The organism is Pseudomonas juntendi (genome assembly GCF_009932375.1).
Classification (GTDB): domain Bacteria; phylum Pseudomonadota; class Gammaproteobacteria; order Pseudomonadales; family Pseudomonadaceae; genus Aquipseudomonas; species Aquipseudomonas juntendi.
In genome coordinates, this window is sequence record NZ_BLJG01000089.1 from 15,108 (window position 1) to 27,907 (window position 12,800).

A 12,800-nucleotide genomic window follows, 5' to 3' on the forward strand; every position below is an offset into this window, starting at 1 on the left:
GCTCGGTCTTTGGTTCATCACAGCTATCAACTCGTGGTTACGAGTGATTAGCCGGCGATTTGACCAACGAACGGATTCGCGAAGGTGAAGAACAGAGCGATACCAACACCGATCATGGTTACGGCGTCGAGCAGACCGGCAACGATGAACATTTTAACCTGCAGCATTGGAACCATTTCTGGCTGGCGAGCAGCGCCTTCTAGGAATTTGCCGCCCAGCAGGCCGAAACCAATGGCGGTACCCAGAGCACCCAGGCCGATCAGCAGAGCAACAGCGATAGCGGTCAGACCAACTACAGTTTCCATCTTTCCTCCCGACTTTTACGTCGTATTGGTTAGGTTTTTAAGTTGAAGCGGTAAAACAAATCGTTTGGTACAGCATGCCCTTGCGGACTTTTTAAGCCCTCCCCCCAAACGAGCGGGGAAGGCTATCAGACACGCCAGGCGGTCTTAATGGTTATCTTCGTGCGCCATCGACAGGTAGACGATGGTGAGCATCATGAAGATGAAAGCTTGCAGGGTGATGATCAGGATGTGGAACACCGCCCACGCCCATTGCAGCACGACACCCAGGCCGCTCAGCCACAGCAGGCCGGAACCGAACATGACCGCGATCAGGATGAACACCAGTTCGCCGGCATACATGTTGCCGAACAGACGCAGTGCCAGCGAGATCGGCTTGGCGATCAGGGTGACGAACTCGAGCAGGAAGTTGACCGGAATCAGCAGGATCTGCACGAAGATGTTCTTGCTGCCGAACGGGTGCAGGGTCAGCTCACCGATGAAGCCGCCCAGGCCCTTGACCTTGATGCTGTAGAAGATGATCAGCGCGAATACGCAGAACGCCATGGCCAGGGTCGCGTTCGGGTCGGTGGTCGACACGGCGCGGAACGGAATGTGCGGATCACCGGAGATCAGGATGGCCAGCTGAGGAATCCAGTCGACCGGTACCAGGTCGACGGCGTTCATCAGGAATACCCAGACGAAGATGGTCAGCGCCAGCGGTGCGATGACCGGGCTACGGCCGTGGAAGGAGTCCTTCACGCTGCCGTTGACGAAGTCGACCATCACTTCCACGAAGTTCTGCAGGCCGCCAGGCTGGCCGGAGGTGGCCTTCTTGGCCGCCATGCGGAAGATGAACAGGAAGATCAGACCCAGCGCGACGGACCAACCCAGGGTGTCCAGGTGGAACGCCCAGAAGCCCATTGCCTTGGCTTCTGCAGCCGAATGGGCAAAGCCCCAGCTGCCGTCTGGTAGTTGACCGTAGGTCAGGTTCTGCAAGTGGTGCTGGATATAGCCCGAAGCGGTTTCTGCTGCCATGGTTGCCTCAAACGCCCTAAGGTCTCGAAAGTCTTTTATTCATCAGCAGGGGCGCGAACCAGCTGACCAAAAGGGTCAACACGAAGACGCCGAATACTGCTAGCGGCGCCAGTGGCTTCACTCCTGCGAAGGTCAGTGCAAAAAGCACTGCCGTCAAAATCATCTTGCCTGCCTCGCCAGCGTAGAACGACTTGACGATGGCTTGTGCCGCCCGAGCTCCGCTAAAGCGAAAAGCCTTCCAGGCGAAATACACGTTGGGCAGCCAGGCAATCAAACCTCCGCAAAGGCCTGAATATCCACTGACCGCCCCTTTCCACTGCCACAACACCAGGGTCGCCAGCAGGAATACGACAAATTGAGCCAGCAGTACCGGAAAAACCGCCCAGCGATGGAAAGGCAGGCGGTTTGGCGTGCGGATTTCCATCACAACTGCTCCTCGGAAGTCGACCAACAAGTCAGTGATGACTTGGCATAATTTGTGCCGACAAAATGCGCGCAGAGTATAGGGGTGGTTTAACCCCTATTCAACTCTTCGGTAGTGATTTCCGACTGCCCGCTACAACAGCAATTGTTTCAGCGGATGTGTGCAAGCACACCTTGCAACTCGTCAAGCGAGTTGTAGCGAATAACCAATTGGCCTTTGCCCTTGTTGCCGTGGCGAATCTGCACAGCCGAGCCCAGGCGCTCTGCGAGCCGCTGTTCAAGGCGCGCGATATCCGGATCAGGTTTGCCCGGTTCGACCGGTTCAGGCTTGTCGCTGAGCCACTGGCGAACCAGTGCTTCAGTTTGGCGCACGGTGAGACCACGTGCGACAACATGACGCGCCCCCTCTTCCTGGCGATTCTCATCCAACCCGAGCAATGCGCGGGCGTGACCCATTTCCAGGTCGCCGTGGGCGAGCATGGTCTTGATCGCCTCAGGCAAGGTAATCAGGCGCAGCAGGTTGGCCACGGTGACCCGCGACTTGCCGACCGCATCGGCCACCTGTTGCTGAGTCAGTTCGAACTCCTGCTGCAGCCGCTGCAGGGCCAGCGCCTCTTCCAGCGGGTTGAGGTCTTCACGCTGGATGTTCTCGATCAGTGCCATGGCGATGGCGGCCTCGTCGGCCACTTCGCGGACCATGGCCGGGATGGTGTCCAGGCCGGCCTGCTGGGTGGCACGCCAACGGCGCTCACCGGCAATGATCTCGTAGCGGTTATCGCCGATCGGGCGCACCACGATCGGTTGCATCACCCCATGGTTGCGAATCGAGTGGGCAAGTTCTTCCAGCGCCTGTGGGTCCATGTCCCGGCGTGGCTGATATTTGCCACGCTGGATCAGTTCGACCGGCAGGTGCTGAAGCTCCTTCTGGTCGATCTTCACAGCCTGCTCTTCGAGCGCGCTCACGGTAGGACCACTGAGCAGTGCATCCAACCCACGTCCGAGACCCCGTTTCTTGACGGCCATACGGATTCCTTAAGTTGTCTGTGCAGTGCGCGACTGACGGCGTTGCCGGCGAACCAGTTCCCCAGCCAGCGCCAGATAAGCCAGGGCGCCACGCGATTGCTTGTCGTAGGCCAGGGCCGGCATGCCGAAGCTGGGCGCCTCGGCCAGGCGAATGTTGCGCGGAATGACCGTGTCGTAAAGCTGGGGCCCGAAGTGCTCCTTGAGCTGGGCCGACACATCGTTGTTCAGGCTTAGGCGGGGATCGTACATGGTCCGCAGCAAGCCCTCGATCTTCAGCTCCGGGTTCAGCCGGGCAGCGATGCGCTTGATGTTATCCACAAGGTCACTGAGACCCTCCAGTGCGTAGTACTCGCACTGCATGGGGATGATCACGCCATCGGCTGCGACCAGGGCGTTGAGCGTCAGCATCGACAGCGACGGCGGGCAATCGATGAGGATGTAGTCGTAGTTGTCACGGATGGGCGCCAGCGCATTGCGCAGGCGGCTTTCCTTGACCTGCATTTCCAGCAGCACCACTTCGGCGGCGGTCAGGTCGCGGTTGGCCGGCAGCAACTGAAAACCACCGTGCTCGGAGTAATGCATGGCCTGGGCCAGGTCGCACTCCCCGATCAGCAGGTCGTAGACCGAGTGCTCGAGTTCGTGTTTGTCCACACCGCTGCCCATGGTGGCGTTGCCCTGCGGATCGAGGTCGATCAGCAGCACGCGACGCTTGGTCGCGGCCAGCGAGGCGGCGAGATTGATACAGGTGGTGGTCTTGCCTACACCACCTTTCTGGTTCGCGATTGCGAATACCTTAGCCATTGATGCGCGTGTTCCCAGTCATGCCTTGCGGCGCAGTATCAGCAGATGGCGCTGGCCCTGGCAACCTGGAACGGTCAGGGCCTGTTCGCTTTCCACTGTGAAGTCTGCGGGCAATGCTACCAGTTCATCGGCAGGATGCAGCCCCTTCATTGCAAGCCATTGCGTCCCGGTGTCGCCCAGGTGGCGGGTCCAGTTGGTGAAGTTCTCCATGCTGCTGAAGGCACGGGAGATGATCCCATCGAACGGTTGTGCAGGTTGGAACGCCTCGACCCGGCTGTGGATAACCGTGAGGTTGTCCAGCTTGAGTTCCATTTTCACCTGGGTCAGGAAGCGGGTTTTCTTGCCATTGGCATCCAGCACGGTCACCCGCTTGTGCGGGTGCAGGATAGCCAACGGAATACCAGGCATGCCACCGCCACTGCCGACATCCAGCCAGTTGTCCCGCGCGCTGTGAATAAACGCCATGACGCTCAGGCTGTCGAGCAGATGTCGCGAAACCATCTCGTCGGGGTCGCGCACGGCGGTCAGGTTGTAGGCTTTGTTCCATTTGATCAACAAGGCCAGGTAGCCGAGCAGTTTTTCATGCTGCTCGGCACTCAGTTCTACACCAAGCTGCCGCGCACCTGTGGACAACTCTTCAGCATGTTGCGGGGTAACCAGGGCACTCAAGCGCTTTGCTCCAATTCACGGCCAGCGCCGCGTTTTTTCAAGTGAATCAGCAACAGGGAAATCGCCGCCGGGGTCACGCCTGGAATGCGCGATGCCTGGCCCAGGGTTTCCGGGCGGGTCTGGCCCAGCTTGCCCTGGATCTCCTTCGACAGGCCGGAAATGGTCGTGTAATCGATATCCACAGGCAACCGGGTGTCCTCGCTGGCACGCAGGCGAGCGATCTCATCCTGCTGGCGGTCGATGTAACCGGCGTACTTGGTGCGAATCTCGACCTGTTCGGCGACCTGTGGATCGATTGCCTCCCCGCCGGTGGCCTCGATCAGGCCGGCGTAGTCGATTTCCGGGCGGGCCAGCAGGTTGAGCAAGCTGTACTCGTGGCTGAGCGGCGTGCCGAACTTATCCACAATGGCTTGGCCTTGTTCGGTATTGGGTCGTACCCAGGTCGACTTCAGGCGCTGCTCCTCGCGCTCGATACCGTCGCGCTTGGCGCAGAAGGCCGCCCAGCGCTGGTCATCGATCAGGCCCAGTTCACGGCCCTTTTCGGTCAGACGCAGGTCGGCGTTGTCTTCGCGCAGAATCAGCCGGTACTCGGCACGCGACGTAAACATACGGTACGGCTCCTGGGTGCCCAGGGTAATCAGGTCGTCGACCAGTACGCCGATGTAGGCCTCGTCACGCCGAGGGCACCAGCTGTCACGGCCTTGTGCCCGCAGCGCGGCGTTGGTCCCGGCCAGCAGGCCCTGGGCGCCGGCTTCTTCGTAACCGGTGGTGCCATTGATCTGGCCGGCGAAGAACAAGCCGCCGATGACTTTGGTCTCGAGGCTGTACTTGAGGTCACGCGGGTCGAAGTAGTCGTACTCGATGGCATAGCCAGGGCGCACGATGTGGGCGTTTTCCATGCCACGGATCGAACGGACCAGTTCCAGCTGCACGTCGAACGGCAGCGACGTGGAAATACCGTTCGGGTAAAGCTCATGGGTGGTCAAGCCCTCGGGCTCGATGAACACCTGGTGGCTTTCCTTGTCGGCGAACCGGTGGATCTTGTCTTCGATCGATGGGCAGTAGCGCGGGCCCACACCTTCGATCACGCCCGAATACATGGGCGAGCGGTCGAGGTTCGAGGCAATGATCTCGTGGGTACGCGCGTTGGTATGGGTAATCCAGCAACTGACCTGGCGTGGGTGCATTTCGGCATTGCCCATGAACGACATCACCGGTATGGGCGTATCGCCTGGTTGCTCGGTCATGACCGAAAAATCCACCGAACGACCGTCGATACGTGGTGGCGTACCCGTTTTCAAGCGGCCCACGCGCAGTGGTAGCTCGCGCATACGGTGTGCCAGCGCGATCGAAGGCGGATCACCGGCACGACCACCTGAATGGTTTTGCAAGCCGATGTGGATCAGGCCGCCAAGGAAGGTACCGGTGGTCAGTACCACCGATTCGGCAAAGAAACGCAGACCCATCTGGGTCACCACGCCTTTGACCTGATCCTGTTCGACGATCAGGTCATCGCAGGACTGCTGGAATATCCACAGGTTTGGCTGGTTCTCCAGGATTTCACGAACCACCGCCTTGTAGATGGCGCGGTCGGCCTGGGCACGGGTTGCCCGTACAGCTGGACCTTTGCGGTTGTTCAGAACGCGGAACTGGATGCCGCTCTTGTCGGTAGCCAACGCCATGGCGCCGCCAAGGGCATCGATCTCTTTGACCAGATGGCTTTTACCGATACCGCCGATAGCGGGGTTGCAGCTCATGTGACCGAGGGTTTCCACGTTATGGGTCAACAGCAGGGTTTTCACACCCATGCGTGCTGACGCAAGCGCAGCCTCGGTACCGGCATGGCCGCCGCCGATGACGATCACTTCAAAACGGGAAGGGAAATCCACCACGCACCTCGTGCCTGTTTTTGCGAATAGAGAAGGTAAGCCGACAAGTATAGGGACTTACCCCCCCTTAAAGAAACCGTCTGAGCAAATTTTGACCAGTCTGTGGATGAGTGGCACACAACAGAAATCAAAGAAGAGAAATTTATAAAAGCTTTGTTTTTATGTTTATTCTTATGCACAGCCTTATCTGTGGATAAACCTTTGCAGGCCTTGAAGTACGTCATGTACAGAGAAATTAAACCCTGTGATTGGAGTGGCCTGAGGGGTATGGATAACGTGATTTAGCCTGTGGATCAAATGCCTGTTTACCCACAGGGGGTTTTGTCCTCAGAAAAAAAGCATGCTTATCAACGGAGCTGAAGGCGGGTTTTCCACAGGGCTCCTGAGCGCATTTCCAAGCTTGTGTATGAAAAATTGTGAGCCTGCACTGGCCTTCTCGCAGGTAAACCCGTTCCCACAGGAGGGCGGAACAAGCATGGCAAGCAGGAAGCTTCTGGGTGCTGGCAGGCCGGCGATGGCGCCCGCACGGCAGATGCGTGAATTCCAGGCAAAAAAAAGCCGCTCCCGAAGAAGCGGCCCTTGGCAGTGCCCGGCTGTGGATTATTTGCCGATACAGAAGCTGGAGAAGATCCGCCCCAGCAAATCATCCGAACTGAATGCCCCGGTGATCTCGCCCAACGCATGCTGGGCCTGACGCAGGTCTTCCGCCAACAGCTCTCCCGCGCCCGCCAGGGTCAGTTGTGCGCGGCCGTGCTCCAAGTGCTCACTGGCCTGGCGCAACGCATCCAGGTGGCGCCTGCGGGCGCTGAAACCGCTCTCGGCAGTCTGTTCATAACCCATGCACGCCTTCAGGTGGTCGCGTAGCAGCTGCAGGCCTGCGTCATTGCCCTTGGCGCTAAGGGTGATCGTGACGTGGCCATCATCGCTTTGTTCCAGCCCTACCCGCTCGCCACTCAGGTCTGCCTTGTTACGGATCAGCGTAACCTTCGCCGGGTCTGGCCGCTGGTCGAGAAACTCTGGCCACAGGGCAAACGGGTTGCTGGCTTCGGGCGCTGTGGAGTCGACTACCAGCAATACCCGGTCAGCCTCGCCAATGGCCTTCAGCGCCCGTTCCACACCAATCTTTTCCACATGGTCATCGGTGGCCCGCAACCCGGCGGTGTCCACCACATGCAGCGGCATGCCATCAATGTGGATATGTTCGCGCAAAATATCCCGTGTGGTGCCGGCAATGTCGGTGACGATCGCCGCTTCGCGCCCGGCCAGCTGGTTCAGCAGGCTGGATTTACCGGCATTGGGCCTGCCGGCGATAACCACCGTCATGCCGTCGCGCAGCAATGCACCCTGCCCGGCCTCGCGCTGCACGGTGGATAACTCTCGGCGTACGGTATCGAGCATCGAAAGCACGTGGCCGTCGGCGAGGAAGTCGATCTCTTCTTCAGGGAAGTCGATCGCTGCCTCGACGTAGATGCGCAATGCGATCAACGCCTCGGTCAAACCCTGCACACGCTTGGAGAACTCGCCCTGTAGCGAGCGCAGGGCGTTGCGGGCCGCCTGGCTGGAGCTCGCCTCGATCAGGTCGGCAATGGCTTCGGCCTGCGCCAGGTCGAGCTTGTCGTTGAGGAACGCGCGCTCGCTGAACTCACCTGGGCGGGCCAGCCGACAGCCAACTTGTACACAGCGCTGCAGCAGCATGTCCAGCACCACCGGGCCACCGTGGCCCTGCAGCTCAAGCACGTCCTCGCCGGTGAACGAATTAGGCCCGGGGAAGAACAATGCGATCCCTTCGTCCAGTACCAGCCCGTCCTCATCGCGGAAGGGGCCGTAATGGGCGTGGCGCGGGGTAAGCGTACGGCCGGTGATCAATTGCCCAGCCTTGGCGGCCAGGGGCCCGGACAACCTGACAATCCCCACCCCGCCGCGGCCCTGGGCGGTGGCGACGGCTGCGATGGTTTCACGCACAATGTTCATGCTCGAAAGCCTCTACGACAACAACGACAGATAGCAAAAACGCCCCACTAGGGGGCGTTTTTATTCACAGGCTAGCGTAGCAGCCCGTCAGGCAGCAGCTTTTTTCGTGGCTGCTTCGATGCGACGTGTGATGTACCACTGCTGCGAAATCGACAAGCAGTTGTTCACAACCCAGTACAGCACCAGACCCGCTGGGAACCACAGGAAGAAGAAGGTGAAGATGATCGGCATCATTTTCATCACCTTGGCCTGCATCGGATCCGGCGGCGTTGGGTTCAGGCGTTGCTGGATGAACATGGTGGCGCCCATGATGATCGGCAGGATGAAGAACGGATCCTTGATCGACAGGTCGGTAATCCACAGCATCCATGGCGCCTGGCGCATTTCAACGCTTTCCAGCAGCACCCAGTACAGGGCCAGGAACACCGGCATCTGCACCAGGATCGGCAGGCAGCCGCCCAACGGGTTGATCTTCTCTTTCTTGTACAGCTCCATCATCGCCTGGGACATCTTCTGGCGATCATCACCGAAGCGCTCTTTCAACGCGGCGAGTTTCGGTGCAACGGCACGCATGCGCGCCATGGAACGGTAGCTGGCAGCCGACAACGGGAAGAACAGGCCTTTGATCAGCATGGTCAGCACGATGATCGACCAGCCCCAGTTGCCCAGCAGGCTGTGGATATGTTGCAGCAGCCAGAAGATCGGCTGGGCGATGAACCACAGGAAGCCGTAGTCGACGGTCAGTTCCAGGCCTGGGGACAATTCCTTGAGCTTGGACTGGATCTTCGGACCGGCATACAGCATGGCGCTGGTTTCAACCTTGCCACCGGCAGGTACGTTCAGTGCCGGGCCGGTGTAGCCGATGATGTAGTTGCCTTGGCTGTCCTTGCGCGTCTGAACAACGTTGTTGTCCGACTTGGCCGGGATCCACGCGGTCACGAAGTAGTGCTGCAGCCAGGCTACCCAGCCACCAGACACATTTTCTTTCAAATTGCCCTTGTCCATGTCCTTCATCGAGACCTTTTTGTAAGGCTCGGAAGCTGTCCACAGGGCTGCACCCAGGTAGGTGGCGGTGCCGGTCGCAGTGCTCGAAGACGGATCGCCGCTGGCGTCACGCTTGAGCTGGGCAAACATGTTGCCGCTCCACGGCTGGCTGCTCTGGTTGTCGATCAGGTAGCTGACATTCAGGTCGTACTCACCGCGCTTGAAGCTGAAGCGCTTGATGTAGTTGACGCCGTTGTCGCTGAACTTAAGGTCGACCACCAGTTGCTGCTGGCCGTCAGCCAGTTGGTAGCTTTTCTGCTCGGCGGCATACAGTGGGCGGCCGCTGGCGCGGGCATCCGGGCCGTTGGCGCCGGTCAGGCCACTTTGTGCCAGGTAGACACGCTCACCACCATTGTCGAACAACTGGAACGGGATGTCCGGGTGGTCCTGGCGGCGGGGGTATTTCGGCAGGTTCAGCTGGACGATGTCACCACCAACCGGGTCGATAGCCAGCTCAAGGACGTCGGTCTTGACGCGGATCAGGTCCTTGCTGAGTGCGACCGGTGCCAGTTCGGCAGGGCTGGAGTCGGCGTTGGCGCTCGGTACATCGGCGCTGGCACCGTTGTTACCGGCCGGCACGCCATCGGGCAAGCCCGGCGCAACAGTGCTGGCAGCAGTATTCTGAGTCGGCAAGGCAGCTTGGCCGTAGTCATCGTTCCACTTCAGGACCATGACGTAGGACACGACTGCCAGCGCGGCGATCAGGATCGTGCGTTTAATATCCATGATTACTCGGCTATCGAAGAAGTTCGGGAGGAAGGAGCGGGTGGAACGGGGTCGAAACCGCCTGCATTCCACGGATGACAACGCCCCAGGCGACGAACAGCCAGCCACCCACCACGCCACAAGCCATGATTTTCGATGGCTTCGTAGGCGTAACAGGAGCAGCTGGGGAAGAAACGACAGTGGCTGGCCATCAGAGGACTAATGGCGTAACGGTAAAACTGGATCGGAACGAGCGCCAGTTTACGCATCTTGGCTGTCTACCCCTGCGCAATTGGCGGTGACTACTGGTGCTGGGCGGGAGCGCGCCAGGCGTTTCCAGAGTTTGCCAAAGTGTTGGTGCAATTCCGGGTTTTCTACTTCACCCAATCCCTTGCGCGCGACGATCACGATGTCCAGCCCGGCGAGTAACTGCTGGTTCAGACGAAAGGAATCGCGCATCAAGCGCTTGAGGCGATTGCGTTGAACGGCGAGTTTGACGCTTTTCTTGCCGATCACCAGGCCCAGCCGTGGGTGATCGAGGCCGTTCTCGCGAGCAAGGATCAGCAGGTTTTTCCCTGGAACCTTGCCGGTTGGGGAGTCGAAGACCGCTTTGAAATGCCGGGGTGTAAGCAGTCGCTTTTCCCGACTGAAGTCCTGACTCACCACCTGTGCCGAAAAATCAAATGGCCAGACGCTTACGGCCTTTGGCACGACGACGCGACAGAACAGCGCGGCCGTTCTTGGTAGCCATACGGGCACGGAAACCGTGAGTGCGCGCGCGCTTGATGGTGCTTGGTTGGAAAGTACGTTTCATGGCGTGTTACCTGGTTTGTCGACGACGGGCCGGGATGGCCCCCTTTTTACGAGACCGGCGATTCTAGAGAAAGCAAGCCCGTAGGTCAATTTCCAACCAGTCTTTCCCTATAGAGCATGTGATGGACGGCAACTGCTCGGCCATGACCCCAGGGTGCTTGATCGAAGGTGCGCGTTGGGGACAACATGAAAAAAAAGAAGAGAGATATAAAAAGCTTTTCTGATAAACCTATAAAGCTTAGGTGGATAACTTTCTGTGGATAACCTACTTCAGGCCACGGTTAATGGGATGTACAGCGTTTCATAAGTATGTTCTGAACCCGTGCTGCGCTTGTTTCGTAGGTGGTCGCAACCTGTGGATTAAATCGTCTGTTATGCACAGGTGAATTATCCACAGGCTGGAACCCTGGGTTGTGCATAGCCCTCATGGCGGGTTATCCACAGAGCTTATCAACACCGCCTTCATGCCAATCTGGTCGATAAATGGCTGATTTGTCATGGTTACTCATGTGTCCACATGTGGATAACTGGACGCTCGACCGGTACAATGGCGGTTTGTTTTTGCCTCATCCGGCTTTCAAACTCAGGGGATATCCGTGTCAGTGGAACTTTGGCAGCAGTGCGTGGAGCTTCTGCGCGATGAACTGCCTGCCCAGCAATTCAACACCTGGATCCGTCCGCTACAGGTCGAAGCCGAAGGCGACGAGTTGCGCGTCTATGCGCCTAACCGTTTCGTTCTCGATTGGGTCAATGAAAAGTACCTGGGCCGCTTGCTCGAATTGTTGGGCGAGAACGGCAGCGGCATAGCACCTGCCCTTTCCTTATTAATAGGCAGCCGCCGCAGCTCGGCCCCGCGCGCCGCGCCCAACGCGCCGGTCAGTGCTGCGGTCGCCGCTTCACAGGCGCAGACCCAGGCCAAAAGCCAGACCCTCAAGGCTGCGCCTGCTGCGGCTACACTCGAACCTGCAGCAGTAACGGTTACCGAATCTGTGCCGATGGATGAAATGGCCGAGTCGTCTTCGCGCGACAGCTTCGATGCCATGGCTGAGCCGGCCGCTGCGCCAGCCACCAGTGGCAGGGCCGAACAGCGCACCGTACAGGTTGAAGGTGCGCTCAAGCACACCAGCTATCTGAACCGAACCTTCACCTTCGATACCTTTGTCGAGGGTAAGTCGAACCAGCTGGCGCGCGCAGCGGCCTGGCAGGTCGCAGACAACCCCAAGCATGGCTACAACCCGTTGTTCCTTTATGGCGGTGTGGGTCTGGGTAAAACCCACCTTATGCATGCTGTGGGTAACCACTTGCTGAAGAAGAACCCGAACGCCAAGGTTGTGTACCTGCATTCGGAGCGCTTCGTCGCAGACATGGTCAAGGCGCTGCAGCTCAATGCCATCAACGAATTCAAGCGTTTCTACCGTTCGGTAGATGCGCTGCTGATTGACGATATCCAGTTCTTTGCCCGCAAGGAGCGCTCCCAGGAAGAATTCTTCCACACCTTCAACGCGCTGCTTGAGGGTGGCCAGCAGGTCATCCTGACCTCCGACCGCTACCCCAAAGAGATCGAAGGCCTGGAAGAGCGCTTGAAGTCGCGCTTTGGCTGGGGCCTCACGGTTGCCGTAGAGCCGCCAGAGCTGGAGACGCGGGTAGCCATCCTCATGAAGAAGGCTGACCAGGCCAAGGTCGAACTGCCGCATGATGCAGCGTTCTTCATCGCCCAGCGTATCCGTTCCAACGTTCGCGAACTGGAAGGTGCGCTGAAGCGGGTGATCGCTCACTCGCATTTCATGGGGCGCGATATCACCATCGAGCTGATCCGCGAATCGCTGAAGGACCTTCTGGCCCTGCAGGACAAGCTGGTCAGTGTGGATAACATTCAGCGTACCGTCGCCGAATACTACAAGATCAAGATCTCCGATTTGCTGTCCAAGCGACGGTCGCGTTCCGTGGCGCGCCCTCGCCAGGTGGCCATGGCACTGTCCAAAGAGCTGACCAACCACAGCTTGCCGGAAATCGGCGACATGTTTGGCGGCCGCGACCATACGACCGTGCTGCACGCCTGTCGCAAGATCAACGAATTGAAGGAATCCGACGCGGATATCCGCGAGGACTACAAGAACCTGCTGCGAACGCTGACGACCTGATG

General features: G+C 58.9%; 13 protein-coding genes. 1 reads left to right on the forward strand and 12 read right to left on the reverse strand.

Annotated features, from left to right (window positions below; translation table 11 throughout):
• Positions 1–47 precede the first annotated feature (47 nt).
• The 12 genes from atpE to rpmH form a co-directional block, all read right to left on the reverse strand.
• Complete coding sequence (atpE, locus tag GYA94_RS12680) at positions 48–305, reverse strand: F0F1 ATP synthase subunit C (RefSeq protein WP_003097235.1); 258 nt, start codon at positions 303–305, stop codon at positions 48–50.
• A gap of 144 nt (positions 306–449) precedes the next feature.
• Positions 450–1,319 (reverse strand): F0F1 ATP synthase subunit A, encoded by an 870-nt coding sequence (gene atpB, locus GYA94_RS12685; protein WP_003260030.1) that lies wholly within the window; start codon positions 1,317–1,319, stop codon positions 450–452.
• Between the two features lie 16 nt (positions 1,320–1,335).
• The gene (locus GYA94_RS12690) at positions 1,336–1,743 is read right to left on the reverse strand and encodes a F0F1 ATP synthase subunit I (RefSeq protein ID WP_009684665.1); all 408 of its coding nucleotides are present in this window, start codon (positions 1,741–1,743) and stop codon (positions 1,336–1,338) included.
• A gap of 149 nt (positions 1,744–1,892) precedes the next feature.
• Complete coding sequence (locus tag GYA94_RS12695) at positions 1,893–2,765, reverse strand: ParB/RepB/Spo0J family partition protein (RefSeq protein WP_115295205.1); 873 nt, start codon at positions 2,763–2,765, stop codon at positions 1,893–1,895.
• 9 nt (positions 2,766–2,774) lie between these two features.
• Complete coding sequence (locus tag GYA94_RS12700; protein ID WP_009684667.1) at positions 2,775–3,566, reverse strand: ParA family protein; 792 nt, start codon at positions 3,564–3,566, stop codon at positions 2,775–2,777.
• Between the two features lie 18 nt (positions 3,567–3,584).
• Complete coding sequence (gene rsmG / locus GYA94_RS12705; protein ID WP_009684668.1) at positions 3,585–4,235, reverse strand: 16S rRNA (guanine(527)-N(7))-methyltransferase RsmG; 651 nt, start codon at positions 4,233–4,235, stop codon at positions 3,585–3,587.
• A complete protein-coding gene (gene mnmG / locus GYA94_RS12710) occupies positions 4,232–6,124 on the reverse strand; it encodes a tRNA uridine-5-carboxymethylaminomethyl(34) synthesis enzyme MnmG (RefSeq protein ID WP_009684669.1) in 1,893 nt (630 codons plus the stop codon). Before mnmG ends, rsmG begins: the two co-directional genes overlap by 4 nt.
• Before the next feature lie 600 nt (positions 6,125–6,724).
• On the reverse strand, positions 6,725–8,095 hold the full coding sequence (gene mnmE, locus GYA94_RS12715) for a tRNA uridine-5-carboxymethylaminomethyl(34) synthesis GTPase MnmE (protein ID WP_110676251.1): 1,371 nt from the start codon (positions 8,093–8,095) through the stop codon (positions 6,725–6,727).
• An 87-nt stretch (positions 8,096–8,182) separates the two neighbouring features.
• Positions 8,183–9,865: a membrane protein insertase YidC gene (gene yidC, locus GYA94_RS12720; RefSeq protein WP_009684671.1), complete on the reverse strand. Its 1,683-nt coding sequence runs from the start codon at positions 9,863–9,865 to the stop codon at positions 8,183–8,185.
• A gap of 2 nt (positions 9,866–9,867) precedes the next feature.
• Positions 9,868–10,113: a membrane protein insertion efficiency factor YidD gene (gene yidD, locus GYA94_RS12725; protein WP_009684672.1), complete on the reverse strand. Its 246-nt coding sequence runs from the start codon at positions 10,111–10,113 to the stop codon at positions 9,868–9,870.
• On the reverse strand, positions 10,106–10,510 hold the full coding sequence (gene rnpA, locus GYA94_RS12730) for a ribonuclease P protein component (RefSeq protein WP_029886846.1): 405 nt from the start codon (positions 10,508–10,510) through the stop codon (positions 10,106–10,108). Before rnpA ends, yidD begins: the two co-directional genes overlap by 8 nt.
• A gap of 13 nt (positions 10,511–10,523) precedes the next feature.
• Positions 10,524–10,658, reverse strand: coding sequence for a 50S ribosomal protein L34 (gene rpmH / locus GYA94_RS12735; protein ID WP_003253163.1), 135 nt, complete (start codon positions 10,656–10,658; stop codon positions 10,524–10,526).
• Positions 10,659–11,253: 595 nt separating this feature from the next.
• Between rpmH and dnaA the strand changes: the two genes are divergently transcribed.
• The gene (dnaA, locus tag GYA94_RS12740) at positions 11,254–12,798 is read left to right on the forward strand and encodes a chromosomal replication initiator protein DnaA (protein ID WP_110676253.1); all 1,545 of its coding nucleotides are present in this window, start codon (positions 11,254–11,256) and stop codon (positions 12,796–12,798) included.
• Positions 12,799–12,800 lie beyond the last annotated feature (2 nt).

Bases quoted from the DNA above. Each gene is read 5' to 3' on its own strand.
- atpE (WP_003097235.1), bottom strand. From the start codon at position 305: ATGGAAACTGTAGTTGGTCTGACCGCTATCGCTGTTGCTCTGCTGATC.
- atpB (WP_003260030.1), bottom strand. From the start codon at position 1,319: ATGGCAGCAGAAACCGCTTCGGGCTATATCCAGCACCACTTGCAGAAC.
- GYA94_RS12690 (WP_009684665.1), bottom strand. From the start codon at position 1,743: ATGGAAATCCGCACGCCAAACCGCCTGCCTTTCCATCGCTGGGCGGTT.
- GYA94_RS12695 (WP_115295205.1), bottom strand. From the start codon at position 2,765: ATGGCCGTCAAGAAACGGGGTCTCGGACGTGGGTTGGATGCACTGCTC.
- GYA94_RS12700 (WP_009684667.1), bottom strand. From the start codon at position 3,566: ATGGCTAAGGTATTCGCAATCGCGAACCAGAAAGGTGGTGTAGGCAAG.
- mnmE (WP_110676251.1), bottom strand. From the start codon at position 8,095: ATGAACATTGTGCGTGAAACCATCGCAGCCGTCGCCACCGCCCAGGGC.
- yidC (WP_009684671.1), bottom strand. From the start codon at position 9,865: ATGGATATTAAACGCACGATCCTGATCGCCGCGCTGGCAGTCGTGTCC.
- yidD (WP_009684672.1), bottom strand. From the start codon at position 10,113: ATGCGTAAACTGGCGCTCGTTCCGATCCAGTTTTACCGTTACGCCATT.
- rpmH (WP_003253163.1), bottom strand. From the start codon at position 10,658: ATGAAACGTACTTTCCAACCAAGCACCATCAAGCGCGCGCGCACTCAC.